This is a genomic window from cyanobacterium endosymbiont of Epithemia clementina EcSB (genome assembly GCF_029919255.1).
In the GTDB taxonomy this organism is placed as follows: domain Bacteria; phylum Cyanobacteriota; class Cyanobacteriia; order Cyanobacteriales; family Microcystaceae; genus Rippkaea.
Window position 1 is genome coordinate 904,383 of the sequence record NZ_CP123991.1, and the last position, 18,622, is coordinate 923,004.

The 18,622-nt window shown below is 35.9% G+C and carries 10 protein-coding genes, 1 tRNA gene and 2 pseudogenes; 7 read left to right on the forward strand and 6 right to left on the reverse strand.

Annotated elements, in window-relative coordinates; all coding sequences use genetic code 11:
* The first annotated feature begins 344 nt into the window (after nt 1-344).
* Nucleotides 345-1,184, forward strand: coding sequence for a type I methionyl aminopeptidase (map, locus tag P3F56_RS02980; RefSeq protein WP_281153322.1), 840 nt, complete (start codon nt 345-347; stop codon nt 1,182-1,184).
* A gap of 103 nt (nt 1,185-1,287) precedes the next feature.
* Here map and petH read toward each other — a convergent pair.
* Together petH and P3F56_RS02995 are read right to left on the reverse strand one after the other, a co-directional pair.
* Nucleotides 1,288-2,505, reverse strand: a pseudogene (gene petH, locus P3F56_RS02985) (ferredoxin--NADP reductase).
* Nucleotides 2,506-4,923: 2,418 nt separating this feature from the next.
* A complete protein-coding gene (locus tag P3F56_RS02995; RefSeq protein ID WP_281153325.1) occupies nt 4,924-5,712 on the reverse strand; it encodes an SAM hydrolase/SAM-dependent halogenase family protein in 789 nt (262 codons plus the stop codon).
* Nucleotides 5,713-6,077: 365 nt separating this feature from the next.
* Here P3F56_RS02995 and mazG point away from each other — a divergent pair, with 365 nt between their 5' ends.
* Complete coding sequence (mazG, locus tag P3F56_RS03000; protein WP_281153326.1) at nt 6,078-6,908, forward strand: nucleoside triphosphate pyrophosphohydrolase; 831 nt, start codon at nt 6,078-6,080, stop codon at nt 6,906-6,908.
* 42 nt (nt 6,909-6,950) lie between these two features.
* Nucleotides 6,951-7,541, forward strand: coding sequence for a signal peptidase I (gene lepB, locus P3F56_RS03005; RefSeq protein WP_281153327.1), 591 nt, complete (start codon nt 6,951-6,953; stop codon nt 7,539-7,541).
* Between the two features lie 180 nt (nt 7,542-7,721).
* Here lepB and hypB read toward each other — a convergent pair whose 3' ends face one another.
* The 3 genes and pseudogenes from hypB to P3F56_RS03020 form a co-directional block, all read right to left on the reverse strand.
* Nucleotides 7,722-8,585 carry a hydrogenase nickel incorporation protein HypB gene (gene hypB / locus P3F56_RS03010; RefSeq protein WP_281153328.1) on the reverse strand — a complete coding sequence of 288 codons (864 nt, stop codon included), beginning with the start codon at nt 8,583-8,585 and terminating at the stop codon, nt 7,722-7,724.
* Nucleotides 8,576-8,921 (reverse strand): annotated as a pseudogene (hypA, locus tag P3F56_RS03015) (hydrogenase maturation nickel metallochaperone HypA). The gene hypB and the pseudogene hypA overlap by 10 nt, the downstream one beginning before the upstream one ends.
* A gap of 118 nt (nt 8,922-9,039) precedes the next feature.
* Complete coding sequence (locus P3F56_RS03020) at nt 9,040-10,044, reverse strand: YheT family hydrolase (RefSeq protein ID WP_405054763.1); 1,005 nt, start codon at nt 10,042-10,044, stop codon at nt 9,040-9,042.
* A 244-nt stretch (nt 10,045-10,288) separates the two neighbouring features.
* On the opposite strand from P3F56_RS03020, the gene P3F56_RS03025 reads away from it, so the two are divergent.
* The 4 genes from P3F56_RS03025 to P3F56_RS03040 all read left to right on the forward strand — a co-directional run bounded on the left by P3F56_RS03025 (nt 10,289) and on the right by P3F56_RS03040 (nt 18,425).
* Entirely contained in the window at nt 10,289-11,035 is a 747-nt protein-coding gene (locus tag P3F56_RS03025) for a response regulator transcription factor (protein ID WP_267382783.1), read from the forward strand.
* 244 nt (nt 11,036-11,279) lie between these two features.
* Nucleotides 11,280-13,007 carry a DNA mismatch repair endonuclease MutL gene (gene mutL, locus P3F56_RS03030; protein WP_281153330.1) on the forward strand — a complete coding sequence of 576 codons (1,728 nt, stop codon included), beginning with the start codon at nt 11,280-11,282 and terminating at the stop codon, nt 13,005-13,007.
* A gap of 2,625 nt (nt 13,008-15,632) precedes the next feature.
* On the forward strand, nt 15,633-17,789 hold the full coding sequence (locus tag P3F56_RS03035) for a polyribonucleotide nucleotidyltransferase (RefSeq protein WP_281153331.1): 2,157 nt from the start codon (nt 15,633-15,635) through the stop codon (nt 17,787-17,789).
* A gap of 81 nt (nt 17,790-17,870) precedes the next feature.
* Complete coding sequence (locus tag P3F56_RS03040) at nt 17,871-18,425, forward strand: DUF2808 domain-containing protein (protein WP_281153332.1); 555 nt, start codon at nt 17,871-17,873, stop codon at nt 18,423-18,425.
* A gap of 58 nt (nt 18,426-18,483) precedes the next feature.
* On the opposite strand, the gene P3F56_RS03045 is transcribed toward P3F56_RS03040, so the two are convergent.
* A tRNA-His gene (locus tag P3F56_RS03045) sits at nt 18,484-18,556 on the reverse strand.
* Nucleotides 18,557-18,622 lie beyond the last annotated feature (66 nt).

Below are 18,622 nucleotides of genomic sequence, written 5' to 3' on the forward strand. Positions count from 1 at the left end.
AACAAAAACCAAAAAGAAGAGCAACGACGTCTTGCCCATGGTGCGTCATCCTTAGACTATACATCAACTTTTTATCTATCAATAGTCATAACAAAAAAATCGATAATTTTGTATTGATCGAGTCTGATGTTTATCCTAACGATTTTTTAGTAAAAAAAATTAATTATCAGAATTTCATGAAAAATCGTTCTGGATTTTGTAATCAATAATTGTTATAGATCTATATTTTTTAATTTTAATTAAAAAATATAGATCTGTATTTCAACCTGACCTGTTAATTTGGGTTGAACCTGTAAATTCTATTTAGAAAACCTAAATTAACCTCTAGGTTTCTGTAACGTTATATGAACATCTTGACTAATCCTTCCAAACTCCGAAATGACCACCAAACAGAACTTCCTACCTTGAAAATAAGCGGTCGAAGAATAGAAACTAAATCTCTCCAAGAAATTGCCATTATGCGCAAATCATCCCAAATTGTAGCCACGGTCCTCAAAGAGATCGAGATGGTTGTAGAACCAGGGATGACAACAGAGGACTTAGATAGATATGCTGAACGCAGAATCAGAGAAATGGGAGCAACCCCTAGTTTCAAAGGATATCATGGTTTTCCTGCCTCTATCTGTGCTTCTATTAACCAGGAAGTTGTTCATGGTATTCCTAGCCCTAAACGGAAGGTTTGTGCTGGAGATGTACTGAAAGTAGATACAGGAGCTTATTTTCAAGGTTATCATGGGGATTCTTGTATCACTATTGCCGTGGGAAAAGTTTCACCGATAACTTCCCGTCTAATTCTTGGAGCCCAGGAAGCACTGTATGCCGGAATTGCTCAGGTAAAAGCGGGAAATTATTTATTGGATATTGCCGGGGCAATCGAAAATAAGGTAAAAGAGTATGGTTATAGTGTTGTGGAAGATTATACTGGTCATGGGATAGGGCGTAATCTCCATGAGGATCCTTATGTTTTTAATTATTACACCAAGGAATTGCCCAACATTAAATTAAGGGCAGGAATGACCTTAGCCATCGAACCGATTGTCAATAAAGGGTCAAAATATACAAGAAAACTGCGCGATCGCTGGACTGTGGTAACAGTGGATAATTCTCTGTCCGCACAATTTGAACATACGGTGTTAGTCACACAAACAGGATATGAAATCCTTACAGATCGTACCGCTATTTAGCGTTCGGCGTTCGGTAGGAGTCAACGACTGTTGACCCCAAAAATACTTTACAATGGTAGTAAGGCAGGCAATACCCACCCTACCTAGGTTGAAGTGAGGAAATTTAGTAAACCTCAACGTGCCAACGGTGATCTTTTTTCATGGACTTGACAAAGTCAGACCACTCTACACCCTGCTTTTTAGCAAAGGGAGCGAGTCCTTCTTCAATGCCGCTTTCCATCCCTTTTAGTCCACACATATATAGGTGGGTTTTGGGCTGTTGTAGCATATTCCATAATTCTTTGGCGTGCTCAGCGACTCGATGCTGAATGTACATTTTGCCACCGTCTTTGTTTTGCTGTTCTCGACTGATAGCACTGGTAAGACGAAAGTTTTCGGGGTAATCTGCTTGCATCTTCTCTAAATCATCTTTGTAGAGAAAATTAGCGGAGTAAGGAACCCCAAAAATCAACCAAGCCAGTCCTTTAAATTTATAGTCTTCGTGTTGTTCTTTGAACATCCGCCAGAGAAATGAACGGAAGGGAGCAATTCCAGTCCCTGTTGCTAACATGATGACAGTAGCGTCCTCATCTTCAGGGAGAAGCATTTCCTTACCTACGGGTCCGGTAATGGCTACATCAGCACCAACCTCCAAATAACACAGATGGGTCGAACAAACACCATAAACGGGTTCTCCAGTTTCAGGATGTTTATATTCAAGTTGACGAACACACAAAGAGACTGTCCCATCGTCGAGCTTATCACCATGACGGGTAGATGCGATGGAATAGAGTCTTAACTTATGGGGTTTGCCATTTTCGTCAGTTCCCGGGGGAATAATCCCAATACTTTGTCCTTCCAAATAGTGTAAATCTCCGCCGGAGATATCAAAGGTGAGGTGTTGAACAATTCCACTACCGCCTTCGGCGACGAGAGGATAATTTTCAATACATTTCCCGATATAAGGATCTTTGGGCTTGTAAATATTAACAGGAATTTTCGCCTTTGCTTGAGTCATATACTTATCTTGTTGGTTTCTTGTTGCTTTGCAGTTGTTCTACGACCTGGGGTTCTGACTTGTTGGTGGTAAGTTGCAAAGGAGTATCTGCATTCAGAGGTTTGACCTCAATAATCCGAATACCCATACGAGCAATGCAGCACGTTTCCTAATTCATTCACTGATAGGACACAGTGATAGAGAAACTCCCACTGCGACGAATTGGGTAGTTAAGACTATCATTAATCGCTACTCTGAATCTAACCCCACAACCCCGTAAACAAACAGTTGGTTTCCAGACACTGTTGCTTTGGTTGAAGTTGCCTTTAAATTTGAACTGTACATGTTATGTGTTGTTCCCAATTCACCCAAAACATAACCACTGCATTTGATTGCCAACCTACATTGGTAGACTTCGGGTGCAGTAGTAAATCAGGTCAGAAGACCTATAAACCAGACCAGGTCGTAAGTCAATTCTACCTGATTCTAATGTCAAAAACTGTCAACCTTGCGTCAGGTTAAGGTTTTTTTAGGAAAAATTTTTATTCGAGGTAAAAGGCAATAAGCATTGATCTTCAAAACTCAAAGTTTAGATTAAATTAGAGTTTTTTGCTTAGAGCTGAGAACATTTAGTATTCTGGCCATACTTTCAGCCTCCGCAGCAGCCGGAATACAAATCGCTCTTAGGTTATTTATTAATCGTTTAGCTTATTTTTATTCCATTAGTAGGTCGATTATTAACAATTAAGGTGGTTAAGCTTAAAAAGTAGTCCATAAATTCTCTCCCATTATGGGTCATTAGGATTAGCAGGAGGTTTGTTAGCTTTATCTGTTGAAATTAGTCCGGGCACAATGATTGTTCTGGTTACTAGAACTTTTTTAAAGCTAGTTTATCTCAAATATGTGTAGTTGTCGTCATTTTTGCATTTAAAGCCCCCAAAAAAGGAGTTTATTTATTTAAATACTATTAGGTATAGTACCTAGCCCTTTGTTATTTCACTACTTAGCAACGATAGCAAATGAGAAGTGAATACTTAAGAGTGAAGGTCATTGCTCAGAAGTAAAAATAATTGATTTTATCAAAGTAGAGGAAAAAATCTTGATCGAAAAAGTACTAACTCTTAACTCTAAACGATCAACTATGAATAATTACTACTGCTTCTTCAAATTATTTTCATTTACTTAATATTTACTGATTTTTGTCTAACGGAAAGAGAACCGTTATTACGGCTTGAGGTAGTTGAATTATTCGTACAAGGTATTTTTACCGAAACTGGAGATTTAGCTATGACCACTAATGAGTTTTGATTAGGTTCAATAGCACAAGATATTTAGCAGACAGAATTACGAAGAATTAATATTAATCGATCTACTCTAGTTTAAAATAAATTTTTACAATTTTTATTTTTTATGATTTTTACACTCAAAAATCATAAAAAATAAAGTATTTTACTGAAAAAATTTTACACTTTAAATCTAAATATTTTAGCTTTTTTTTTACTAAATTAAGAAGTATTATTTTTGGTTAAGTTTGTAATTAATAGCTGTTGTTGCGTATTTTTTTGTAATCGCTATAACTAAATAGATCTTTTTATCGACAGTTTATTACTACTTTATTTTTTAAATAAAATTGGACAGATTAATCTAAAAATTAATTACCATCAATAGCAAACTATCTTTCCATATCATCTAAAAGTCAGCTAATTCTAAACTGGCAGCAAAGTTACTGCGGCTAAAGACTACATAACTCTCTTCTGTACTATCATTACCATTATGATCGGCATAACTTGCCCCAATATTTATGTTATCGATGTAATCCTCATTGATATCCCCTGCACTACCACTACTGACTGAACTTTCTGAGAAGTCAATACTATCAATATCATTGATAACAAAGTAGTTGTTTCCATTAAGGTCTAAAAAGTTAAAAAATTCTTTGTATTTTTTAAAATTAAATTGGGTAAACTTTAATCATCTATATTAATCTAATAAATATTGACAATAGGTTTTAGGTACATCTAAAAAAGAGATTTATGGTATCTTTAATTGACGAGTTAGTCTAACAACATAATTTATTTTAAAGACAATAAATTATGCGTCTGCACCTCTATTTATTTCCAGAAATTTTTGAATTTAAGGATTTTTAAATAAAATTTAGTAATATAAAATTGTATCCCGTATCTGGGAGGAACTATCATAGAAGAATATAAAGGTAAAAATTGAACTTGTTTTACTCACAATTAGACTCCGGTATAAATCACTATCTGATAATTTTTATTTCTCAATAGGTATTTAAGTTTTATTGTCCTAGATATAATTTTTTTATTATGATTGATAAATCATCAACAGCAAAAGGCACACAAGAGGAATAAATTTGTAAAAAATCAGCTACTGAACTTTTATCTTAGATAGGAGAAAAAATAACCAAAAAAATGGAATTAATTTACTTTTAATGGTAATGCTCTCTGTATTTTTAAAAAAAGTTAGCCTAAAAAATAGGCTAAAATAATATCATATAGACGAACTAATATCATCATTTATCTACACAGTCAATATCAGAATATACGCAATCAATACTTATGTTTGAGTTTAGATTATTAATAATCGTCTAAATATATTAGAGATTCAACCTAACGATAATTTTATTTATCATCTATTCAGCTTTGATTTAGACTAAATGTTAGATTGAATTTGTATTCTATATTTTTCAAAGTTTTCTATGATAATCTATCGTATTTTATATAAATCTCTGATAAGTTACTTTTATTCTAGAAAAATATTTGTCTGCTCTCCCCAATTAACTTGTAATTTTTGTTGAGCACTCCCGCCATTTACCGAAATTTCTACCCAGCCATGACTACCGATAAAACTGACTAATTCTTCCCGAGCAACTTCACTATAAGTTAATGCCGTGTTAATCTGTTGTTTCGCTATTTCAACCGACCAATTATGACCCCTAACTAACTCCCCTAAAATATTAGTAATAAGGTTGCCAAAACGATCAATGTATTGAATACACCCATGAACATGGTTAGCTGTTATTATTACTTCCTTAAAGGTGGATTTAATTAAACTATCAGGACTAATAGAAGTTCCTAAAATGTTGAGAGAAATCCCACTGGCTAAATGTGCCCCCACGGAAGCGAAAATATCCCTTCCATGAAAAGTCGAACTGGGATCTCTAACTCTCCAATAATTAGGGTTTGTCAACTCTACTGCTGCGATTGCCTCGGATAAACTTAGAACACCTCCAAATAAGCCGTTGTCAGGTCCAACCAAATACCCTTGGGGAAATTGAATTGCGACCCCTCTTCGTTGACTTCCTACCCCCGGATCGATAACCGCAACATATACTGTTCCATTCGGGAAGAAAGGATAAGCATTCATCAGACAAAACCGTCCGGCGGCAATATTCTGGGGGGGAATCTCATGGGCAATATCGATAACAGTCAAACCGGGGTTGATACAGGCGATTACCCCTTTGATGATTCCTACATAACTATCTTGTAAGCCGAAGTCAGTTAATAAGGCGATCACAGTTGCATGAGTCATGGGTTATAGCTAGAAATAAAGTTGAATCTGTGTTAGTTGTTGGGAACAAAGACTACAAAGCAGTCTACTCATTTTTCTTAAAAAACCATTATTACTTAATACTAAAATACTTTTTTTATCGTTCAACACAATACATTAAAAGACTGTTTATTAAGTAAATCTTAAGATAGTTTGAGAGTATATCAACATGGCTTAATACATCACAACAATCTTGTTGGTGCGTTACCGTAGAGAAATAACAGTAGTTTGCCTAGCAAACCCTAAATTTGATGTTTTGTTTAAAAATAGCCTCTAAAGATTTGTATCTTTACAGAAGGGGACAATCGGAATGAAAATAGACAAGAGGTTATTTACTATTGCAATTTATGTCTGACCCTCACCCCCAAAAAACGCCTAGTCAGGCTTACTCTACGGTTGTAGAGGCATTAAATCGTTTAATCAAAGTAGTGGCTAAACTGCGATCACCTGACGATGGATGTCCCTGGGATCTTGCCCAAACTCCCCAAACCCTCATCCCTTACATCATTGAAGAAGCTCACGAAGTAGTTTACGCTATCAGAAGCAAAGATAATCAAGCTATTGTCGAGGAATTAGGAGATTTATTATTACAAGTAATATTGCAAGCGCAAATTGCTAGCGATGAGGGACACTTCAGCTTAAAGGAAGTTGCTCAAGGAATTACTAATAAACTAATCCGTCGTCATCCTCATATTTTTGGAGATATAGAAGTTAAAGATAAAGAAGAAGTAAGTCAAAATTGGGAAAAAATCAAAGCTCAAGAGAAGGGAGAAACTCCAGAAATTGCTCAATTATTGAGCCGTAAACTCAATCGCTATAATCAAACTTTATCCCCTTTAATGGCTAGTAACAAAATTTTAGTTAAAGCCGCATCTGCTGGTTTTGAATGGGAAACTGTAGATGGAATTTTAAGAAAATTTACTGAAGAATTAGGGGGATTTAAACAAGTTTTGGAAGTAGAGGATAAAGCGCATCAAGAAGCGAAATTAGGGGACTTACTTTTTATTTTAGTTGATATCGCTCGATTGTATGGTTTAAGTCCCTCAGAAGCTTTGCAGGGAACTAATGAGAAGTTTATTCAACGGTTATCAATAATAGAGACTTTCGCTGATCGTTCCTTAACAGATTACACTGTAAACGAGTTAAAAATCTTGTGGCAAAAGCAAAAAAACACTTAAACTGATAATAAACTTTTTTTTATAAAAACTACTGAGATTTTTATGAGTTTAGACAAAGATCAAGTAAATAATTCTACTGAATATGATTCAAAAAAGGAAAATAATCAACTTTGGAGAAGAATTTGGGAAAACATACAAATCGTTGTTGTTGCTTTGATTTTATCACTCATTATTCGGACTTTTATTGCTGAACCCCGTTATATTCCGTCTGAGTCTATGCTACCGACTTTAGAAGAAGGTGATCGCTTGGTAGTGGAAAAAGTTTCTTATTATTTTCATTCTCCCCAAAGAGGTGATATTGTTGTATTTGAACCTCCTATACAATTGAGATTACAAGGATATAAAAAAGAACAGGCCTTTATTAAAAGGGTTGTTGGCGTTGGAGGAGACACCGTCGCAGTTGTCGATGGAAAAGTATACATCAACAACCAATTACTCCCGGAAGATTATATTTTAGAATCTCCTCATTATAACTTAAAACCTATTACCATTCCCGACAGCAAATTATTTGTTATGGGAGATAATCGAAACAACAGTAACGATTCCCACATCTGGGGGATGTTACCCAGAGAAAATGTAATTGGACATGCAGTTTTTAGATTTTTCCCTTTTCAGCGAATTGGCAATGTTTAAATGGTCAATCCTTAAAAGTTTTAGAGACAATTATTGATGTGAATGAACTCTCGAAAATCTAAGAGATAACCTTGCTTCAGTAATAACTTCAGAAAACTTCATTAGTTGCTAAATGTATTCCGATTCAATTTGAGTATGTTTCGCTGTATAAGTTATGAGCATCCCGAGTTTAATATACTTCTAACTCTGTTTTAGAGTATTTTCTAACCAATCATACCAAATCGATAATCCTTCTCCTGTAATTGAAGAAACCTGAAAAATACAAATATTAGGATTAACTTGTTTGGCATAATCTAAACAGCGGTTTACATCAAACTGAAGATAAGGAAGTAGATCAATTTTTGTTAAAATCATTACATTACTTTTTCGAAACATATGGGGATATTTTATAGGTTTATCTTCTCCTTCTGTTATAGAAAGAATAGCAACTTTAGCATATTCGCCCAAATCAAATAGTGCTGGACAGACTAAATTCCCTACGTTTTCAATCATCAAAACAGAATCAGTAGGAGGATTTAGTTCTGTGCAACCTTTTTCTATCATTGCTGCTTCCAGATGACATCCCGTTCCTGTATTAATTTGAATAACTTTACATCCTGTTTCTTTAATTTTACGAGCATCATTTGCAGTTTCTTGATCTCCTTCAATTACACTAATCTTTATCCTTTCTTTCAAATCTTTAATTGTTTTAGTTAATAGAGTTGTTTTTCCTGAACCTGGAGAACTTACTAAATTTAACGCTAGAATACTATGACTTTTAAACCAAACTCGATTTTGTGCTGCAATCAAGTCATTTTTTTCTAGAATGTTTTCTTCTAAGCTGATGGTTGTGCGGTGTATTTGAGAATGAGTTTGGGATGGTTTTGTTGTGGAATTAGAATGGAAATGGGAGTAATGATCTTGGTTATCATGAGAATGGGTGACTATCGTCCCATCATCTAAAGTATGGGTATGGTAGTGTTCATTCACTGTCGTGTTAACCTCTGCTTCAAGATTAGTGAATTGGACTTGATCATTACCTGAACAACCGCAAGTTACACACATATTTCATCGTACCTCCATTTCTTTAATTTTTAACTCTTGTCCCTGAATAATATCTAACTTAACACTGTGACAGCAATCACATGTACCAAAGGGTTGAGAAAGGTTTATTTCTGCCCCACAGTCCTGGCATTTTCCTCTCCCCGGAACTTCGATAATTTCTAAACTTGCGTCTTCTAAAACTGTCCCTTCGCAACAAATATCAAAACAAAAACGAATTGCATCAGCCATAATTGTTGAAAGTTGTCCGACCTCCAGAGTAACACGTTTAACTGATAATCCTTTGGCGTGTTCAGCCACAATAGCTACAATATTTTGAGTGATTCCTAGTTCATGCATAGACATCCGCATAAGTCCGGACATTACTATAATAATACATTCGACTTTAGATTATCGTAACCTATATTTTCTGTTTTAGAAAATTTTAAGTTAATTAGTTACAATTCATGTTTTATTCTTAATAGGTATTTAACAAAAACCAATTTAAAACTCTATTCCATGCCCACCAAACATCAGAATCATTCGCTAAATATTGTCCTTTTTTACTGTTTAAATAATGAACATGTCCGCCATGTTTAGTTAACAATAATTCAACTTGATTATTACCTTTACAAGCTTTATCTAAGTCAGGGATAATTGATGGATCAAACATCGGATCATCTGCCGCATAAATAATTAAAGTGGGTTTGGTCAGATGGTTTAGAAAAGACAGAGGACTACTAGCTTTATAATAGTCTTCTACCGAAGAAAAACCTAATGGTTTAATTACTAATTCTTCATCAAATTTCCAAATACTATTGGCCCGCTCAATGGCATTAGGATCGATACTTTGGGGATGGTGTCGATAAATACGCCAAGCTAAATTTTTAAGATTTTTAGCAATAGACTGTTCGATATATCGTCCTAACGGAGAACGCACTAAATAAGGCAAAGAGCGATTAGTATCAAGATTTGGGCAAATTACTGCCGCCCCTCCAATCTCCGAGGCTTCTAAAGGTAAATCATTGCCCCAGTCGGATAAAGTTTCGGCAGCTCTAACTCCCCACAAAGCCAATTGTCCCCCCAAAGAATAACCAGTAAACCAAAATGGTGCAGGACACCCAGTCGCTTTTGCTTGCGCTGCAATTCTGACAAAATCTTCCCCCTCATGCAACCCATCAGACGTTAGGGATGGAGATAATTCTGCTGTTTTCCCATGGGCTCGCCAATCGAACAAAACCATAGCATAATTTTCGGCCCACCCCTTACGCCCTAATAACCGCAAAAACCACTGATTGTCTAAATCTCCTGTAATGCCATAGGTTCCAATAATTGTCCCTTGAGGTTGATCAGAAATGGCAATGCGGCCAAATAAGGGAACCCCATTAGCTCCTTGAAAAATATAATCTCGGTAGGAAGGTTCTTGATGACAAATTGTTTTTTCCCAATTACGACTTGATTGCAAGGTTGTATAAATGGTCATTGATAGCCCATGTCTAAGTAGAGGTACGGGATAGAAGCTAGAAGACATAGATGAGAAAATTCGATTTTTTTTGGGCAATCCTAACATTATTTAGAAGATAATCGAAGATTATATCAGCAAAGACTAACAATCTTAGACTCTCTTTCTCAGAATCATGCTTATAATCGGGACAGGATTCTTTATTTTCCGATCGCATTTCTTAGTTAGCCTTTACAATACACGGTAGTAATTACCATCTTATGTTATGCCTCGAATACTAGTAATAGACGACGATGCTGCAATTGCTGAATTAGTCTCCATCAATCTGGAGATGGCCGGTTATGATGTCAATCAAGCAGAAGACGGCATTAAGGGACAAGCTTTAGCCGTTCAATTACAGCCAGACCTAATTATGCTTGATCTGATGTTGCCTAAGGTCGATGGTTTCACTGTCTGTCAGCGACTGCGCCGAGATGATCGCACAGCCGATATTCCGGTATTGATGTTAAGTGCTTTAGGACAAACTCAAGATAAAGTAGAAGGGTTTAATGCAGGGGCTGATGACTATCTCACCAAACCCTTTGAGGTAGAAGAAATGTTAGCCAGGGTACGGGCTTTGTTGCGGCGGACTGATCGAATTCCTCAAGCAGCTAAACATTCGGAAATTCTTAACTATGGTCCATTGACCTTGATTCCAGAGCGATTTGAAGCCATTTGGTTTGAAAAAACTGTCAAGTTAACCCATTTAGAATTTGAATTACTTCACTGTCTCTTGCAACGTCACGGCCAAACTGTCTCTCCGAGTGAAATTCTTAAAGAAGTTTGGGGATACGATCCCGATGACGATATTGAAACTATTCGGGTTCACATTCGCCACTTAAGGACCAAATTAGAACCTGATCCTAGACATCCTTGCTATATCAAAACTGTGTATGGTGCGGGCTATTGTCTAGAGTTGCCCAGTGCCGAACAACTTATTGAACAACCTGAACCTGATGCAGCCACTGTTTAAGTGACGTATGATCACGGATATTTCGGTTGTGAAGCCTTTGGCAACGATTAAGATGGGGGGTTCATAGCGATAAAATCCCCTAACGTTTATTTGTGAGGGAATCAATTTTTATCGTGAGATGATTAGGAAGTCATCAACTTCCCTTCCATGGTAGTAAAAACTTAAGATACAATAAATCTTTAAGTTTTCAAACTTGAGTCAATAGGAAGTCTAATTTCCGACTTGGCAACTTGAGGACTTCTTTATGTCCCCCCCCATTCAACCCTTACCTTCAGATGTTGTTAGCCTCATTGCTGCCGGAGAAGTAATTGACTCTCTGGCCGCGGTAGTGCGAGAGTTGGCTGAAAATGCTCTTGATGCTCAAGCAACTCGTCTAGTTATTTCCCTCTTACCAGAAGCATGGCGTGTTAAGGTAGCAGATAATGGTGAGGGAATGTCCCTCAATGACTTACGCAACTGTGCTAAACCTCACAGTACTAGTAAAATTGCTCACTTCGATGATTTAGCTAGGATTACTAGTCTAGGATTTCGGGGAGAGGCATTACATAGTTTAGCCCAAGTCTGTGAGTTAGAAATTGCTAGTCGTTATGCTAAAGACTCCCAAGGAATGGGATGGCATTTACGTTACGATAACCCAGGAGAACCTCTAACAGAACAACCAACGGCGATTGCCCCAGGAACAATAGTAACTGGATCAAATTTATTTGGAAAAATACCAGTCCGTCGTCAAGGTTTACCTTCCCTCTCGCAACAACTGAAGGAAATACAAGGAATTGTTGAAAATCTAGCTTTATGCCATCCTCAGGTGAATTGGCACGTCTGGCATAATGAGCGATTGTGGCTTAATATCAGTCCGGGAAAAACGGCTAAGGATATTTTGCCCCAACTCCTTAAGCAAGTTCATCACCATGATTTACAATTCGTTTCACAACAGGTAAAAATTCCTGATAATCATACTTTTCAATTTTTAGAAAAGGCGCAGTTAATTGGTTTACCCTCACCTCCATTAGAAAAAAACGGATTACTCGAAGTTACTTTAGGATTGCCGGATCGCTGTCATCGCCGACGACCTGATTGGGTCAAGGTAGGAATTAATGGACGTGTTGTTCGATTACCTCAATTAGAACAGACAATCTTAACGACTTTTAGTCAAACTTTACCTAAAAATCGTTTTCCTATTTGTTTTCTAAACTTGACTATTTCACCTGATCAAATTGATTGGAACCGCCACCCCAGTAAGGCTAAAATTTATATTTATTCCCTCGATTTTTGGCAAAAAAGAATCTCCGAGATTATTGAACAAGGACTACGATTATCTCCTCAAACCCTGTCGATAGCAGCTCAAAATCAACGAGTTGGAAAGTTACTCAAAGCAGCAGAAAAGAAAGAGAGTTATGACATCATACCTAAAACTTCTAATAGGACCAGATTAATGCCTTTGAAGGCGGTGGCACAGGTGCGCAATACTTATATTGTGGCAGAACATTCAAGTGGATTATGGTTAATTGAACAACATATTGCCCAAGAACGAGTGTTGTACGAGAAGTTACAGAAAGACTGGGAATTTATAAGTTTAGATTCCCCTATAATTCTAACAAAAGTATCAAATTACCAAGTCGAGCAATTACAAAGAATTGGCTTAAAAGTTGAAGTATTTGGTAAGAAGATGTGGGCAGTTCATACAATTCCTAAAATACTAAGTCAACGGGATGATTCTCAAGATGCTTTAATAGAGTTAAGTTTGGGAGGGGATTTAGAAACAGCGCAAGTAGCCACTGCTTGTCGCAGTGCAATTCGCAATGGAACCCCGATGAATTTATCCCAAATGCAAGACCTTTTAGATAGTTGGATGATAACCCAAAACCCCCGGACTTGTCCTCACGGTAGACCAATTTATTTATCCTTAGAAGATTCTTCTCTATCTCGGTTTTTTCGCCGTCATTGGGTAATCGGAAAAAGTCATGGAATCTAATAAAGTTAGAAGTAAACTTACTTTACCAGGAAAAGAAATTATAAGTCATTAAGTTTAGACTTATAGTTAGGTCTTCTCACCACTAAATAAAATTTAATTGAGATAACATCTACTTTTTGTAGGTTTTTTTGATAATATTTTTATGTTAATCTACCTCAAATTAGTTGTCATTTTTCTGTATTTTAGCAGTGACTTAGATATTTTTTTTACTTAAGTACAAAGAGTAAATATCATAAATAAAATAACAATTTATAAAAAATACATCAAATTTTTTGCAATCCTTAAAAAGGAATATATCGACAAATATATTTTTATATGTTGATTGATGTATTAGATTTAAATGACGTGGTCAAAGCCAATTATAAATTAACTAAAGAAGTTTTAGCTAAAGGGAACAATATAAGCATTATCTTAATCGATTGGGCATTGGATAAGCAATAAAGGTAATTTTTGAACAGATAAAAGTATAGCATGGTTTTATTTTCGTTATAAGCACCAAAATAAATGGATTTTCAAAAAAAAAATTAAAAAAAGAAACTAATAATTAGTGAATACTTTATCTAAATCTTAATAAGAATGAGAGAATTGATAGTATTTTCTATTAAGGTTCTGATTGATCAGATAAAATTATTGGGATAAAAACTGGAGAAAAAAGAAATTTTAGTATAAATGAATATGCAATCTCCAAGAAAATTCAATAGATTGATAGCTGTTACCAGACGAATATACCGAACTTATGATTAGAATTAGCTAATAAAATGCTAAGTTAAAAAACTTAAAAAACTTCAGAGTTAAAAATTGACTAAATTTCTGAGTCCAAAAGCTTTCCTTCTAATCAACTTCAATTAATTCTTAATACATTCTATTTTTTCTCAAGTTTTCTGACACCAATCGGCTAATTTCAATAGTCCTAACACCAAGTATGAGTTCTTCTCGAAAATATTTGGAATTCCTTATGTCTTATAATTACTGCATTTTTGAGAAGAATAGTGGTGTTTTATACACTTGGTTTGATTTTCCTTTTTGTTCTTTGCTTAAATCTTATTTATTTTTATTTAACCCTGACAAAATTTTTCTTTATTAATTGGTATTAAAAGCCATTAAACTTCTCTTTCAAGAGTTTTTCTTTAACTATCTATCTGCCACTAATTCAAGCTTATAGCTATTTGTTCAGATGTTCTTTATTCTATCATTTATTTATATGCTAACTTTTTCGTCTGAATCTACTATTATTGCATGATAACTTCCTTGTCCTCTAATTACAAAAATTTTATCAATTGTCAACTGTTTCAATGGCTAAAATTTTTCACCTGAAATTCTTGAAGTAGATTGTTGAGTGTTGTTTCGGCTTGTTGTCTACCTACTCTATTTCTTTGAGCTACATTCTTAATGTAATTATTTAAAACATATTTAATAGTTTTTATTTTAGACATTTCAGAATATGTTCTTTGCTTTCTAAGATTAGTTTAACTCTTATGTTAATAAATTTGCACATTAATTATATCTCATTTGATGAAAATCTATTTTTAGATATACAGCTCTGTTAGAGATCCTCTGCTCAATACACATCTCTTATAAGAGATGTGTACTAGTGGTTGAATTACAATAAGTTCAAATTACTATTGGGGCTATTTCTTGACAAATGAAACTATTACTATCTTAGTTAGACTGAAAAAATAGGCAACTATAAATAGGCAACTATAAACAGCTTTGCTATTTTCTAGAAATTTAACTAATTTATTTTAAATAAAATTAATTAAGCTACTAATTTCAGTTATTTTTTTTTAAAAAAATAAAAATTATTTTTACTTTACATTAAAGATAATTTTTATTTAGACAGTCATTAATAATAAAGTTTTGTATCTATATGATTTGTTGAATAACATGTTTACCTAACTAATAAAGAGAATAAATGTTCAGTATAGTCACTATTGTCTATACTACCTGTGCTCAGAAATAACCAATAATTGGTATTATTAAAATTGTCAATATAACTATTAATAAGGTTATTATCTTATACATTTAAATACAGTGTTATCTATTAGTAAATAGACGGCTAAAAGTATTATACTTCTATTTTTGAGAGAAGGAATAGCTAGTTTAAATGTTGCCAGAGCTTAAAAAATTATCTTTTTTTTATTAATGAATAAAAACGTTGACATTGCTAATGTAATTATTGTTATTTTATACGTCAATATTAATTTGAGTTTAAGATCTCCTGTTATAAGGATAAATTTAACAAAAATGATAGGTTTGCCCGGAAGTTTCAAGAATAATAAAATTCAAATTTTTAAGCTTAAAATTCTAGAAAATAGGCAATATCTTTTGAAGAAAGAACATAACTGAATTATTCATTTTCTTAATTTAAAAATTAAATTATCTATAGTATTTTTAGCACTTTTTTAAGTACAAGTTGATCAAAAATTTGATAATTTTCTCTTAAATATAAAAATACTTATATCTTAATTTTTTATCAATTTTACTCTAGTAACATTTTCTACAAAAAAACGTCTAAATATAAGTAGTACAGTAATTTTAAGTAGCACATAAATCAGCGAGGGTGAACTAAAAATGCTAGGATTGCTCTAGAAGAAGAAACGTGATAAAAAAAGGAACAAACGCTACATGCAAGAGTTTGACAAGTCAATATCTTTTGACGGACGGGATATTCGGCTCAAGTTGGGACTACTGGCCCCGCAAGCAGGGGGAGCCGTTTTAATCCAGTCTGGAGACACAGCGGTTTTAGTAACTGCAACAAGAACAGTAGGGAGAGAAGGAATCGATTTTCTTCCCCTAACCGTAGATTACGAAGAAAGACTGTATGCAGCAGGACGTATTCCTGGGGGTTTTTTGCGACGAGAAGGTCGTCCTCCCGAAAAAGCTGTTCTCATTAGCCGCCTAATTGATCGTCCTCTACGTCCTCTATGCCCTAATTGGATACGAGATGATATACAAATTATTGCTACGACCCTTTCGATGGATGAAGAAGTTCCCCCCGACGTTCTTGCAGTCACAGGGTCGTCAATTGCGATGATTGCGGCAAAAATTCCATTTTTTGGTCCAATGGCCGCAGTTAGAGTTGGGTTGATTGGAGATGATTTTATTATTAACCCCACCTATCGGGAAATAGACACAGGAGACTTAGATCTCGTAGTTGCTGGAAGTCCCGATGGAGTAGTGATGGTCGAAGCGGGAGCCAATCAACTGCCAGAACAAGATATCATCGAAGCAATTGACTTTGGCTATGAAGCAGTTCGGGATCTCATTCAAGCTCAATGGGATGTGATGGAAGCGTTAGAACTCGAATTAACTACCGAAGAAGCACCATTAGTGAATGAAGTGGTTGAAGCATTTATCCGCGATCACGCCTCGGAATCAATTAAAAAGGTATTAACACAATACGACCTCGATAAAAGTAGTCGAGATAAATATCTTGATGAGATTAAAGAAAGCAAAATTAACAAGGTGATCGCAGAATTGCCCAAAGAAGACCCAATTAAGGTAGCCACCACTGAAGATCCCAAATCTATAGGCAAATTGTACAAAGATTTGACAAAAGAATTAATGCGTTCTCAGATTGTTAATGAGGGGGTTCGCGTTGATGGTCGTAAACTTGATGAAGTGCGTCCTATTTCCTCTCAAGTTGGTCTATTACCCCAACGGGTTCATGGAAGTGGCTTATTCAGACGAGGATTAACGCAAGTGCTATCTCTCGTTACTTTAGGAACCCCAGGGGATGCTCAAGATCTTGCTGATGATCTTCATCCAGAAGACGAAAAACGTTATCTGCATCACTATAATTTTCCTCCTTTCTCTGTGGGGGAAACCAAACCCATGCGTTCTCCTGGCCGCCGAGAAATTGGGCATGGAGCTTTAGCAGAACGGGCGATCACTCCTATTCTTCCTCCAAAAGAAGAGTTCCCCTATGTGATCCGCGTAGTGTCGGAGGTGTTATCTTCTAATGGTTCTACGTCTATGGGATCAGTGTGTGGTTCAACCCTAGCCTTAATGGATGCAGGGGTTCCCATTACTAAACCGGTTAGTGGTGCAGCCATGGGACTTATTAAAGAAGGAAATGAAGTTCGTATCTTGACTGATATTCAAGGGATTGAAGACTTTTTAGGCGATATGGACTTCAAAGTAGCTGGCACTGATAACGGTATCACTGCTTTACAAATGGATATGAAAATCACCGGACTGCCTATGGAGGTGGTCGCAAAAGCTATTGAACAAGCTCTTCCAGCTCGATTACATATCCTTGATAGAATGTTAGCTACCATTGACAAACCCCGTGCGAACCTATCTCCCTATGCTCCTCGTCTCCTAACCATGAAGATCGATCCCGATATGATTGGGTTAGTGATCGGCCCTGGGGGCAAAACTATTAAAGGTATTACCGAACAAACTGGTTCTAAAATCGATATTGCTGACGATGGAACCGTAACTATTGCGGCACTCGAAGCCGAAAAAGCTGAAAAGGCTAAGCAAATCATTTATAACATGACCCGCAAACTCAATGAAGGTGAAGTTTATGCCGGTCGCGTTACCCGTATTATTCAAATTGGGGCTTTTGTCGAAGTGCTTCCCGGTAAAGAAGGAATGATTCATATTTCCCAATTAGCTGAAGGTCGTGTAGGGAAGGTAGAAGATGAAGTCGCTGTAGGCGATGAGGTCGTGGTAAAAGTACGAGAAATCGATAGCAAAGGCCGCCTAAACTTAACTCGATTGGGCATTCATCCTGATGAAGCAACAGCAGCCCGCCGAGCGGCAGTTACTGTCTAAGGATTAATCCTAAACTCTGGTGTACAGGTCAACGGCAATTGACCTGTACGAGCAACTTGAAACCCAACTTAGATTTCCCCAATGGGCTACATTAATTTTAAACCTATCTTAGAAATAGCAAGTATACTAACCCTTAGTGTTTTCCCTGGCCTAGCGATGGAATTAGGGAATGGAACAACTATGTTTAATAAGTCACCTCGTTTAGTTAATGCGATCACAACGTCGAGTGGCATTAGGGTAAAAGGGGCAGAGTATTACTTTACAATTGAGTTGGGAAATGACGTTGGCGAACCCCTCAAAAAATTAACACTACAACAAGTTCAAACAACTCAAATTATTAACTATCATTTAGATGAAACCTTTGCTTTTGAAGGAGAACCGATTAATCGAGGCAAGTCTTTAACCATTGCTCGGATAAAAAGAAATTTAGATAATGAAGCCATTACTCTCGTTTTTGATTACCCAATTGCTCCAGGAACAACTTTTACTGTAGGACTGAAACCCCAACAAAATCCTGAGTTAGCAGGGGTTTATCCATTCAGTTTCATTGCTTATCCGAAAGGGGAAAACCCTCTGGGATTATATCTTGGCCTCGGCAGACTTCGTTTTTACCAAGTAGGCAATCATTTCCCCTAAATTAAAAAATACTTACGCCCCGAATCGGAACAAGAAGACAAAAATTTATATATACCAGGGCGAACGATGGGACTTGAACCCACGAATGGCGGTACCACAAACCGCTGCCTTAACCACTTGGCTACGCTCGCCATACGCACCTGTTGTCTAGTATAACATATTTTTTGTTTGTTTCATGATCGTCTAAATTAAGTTAT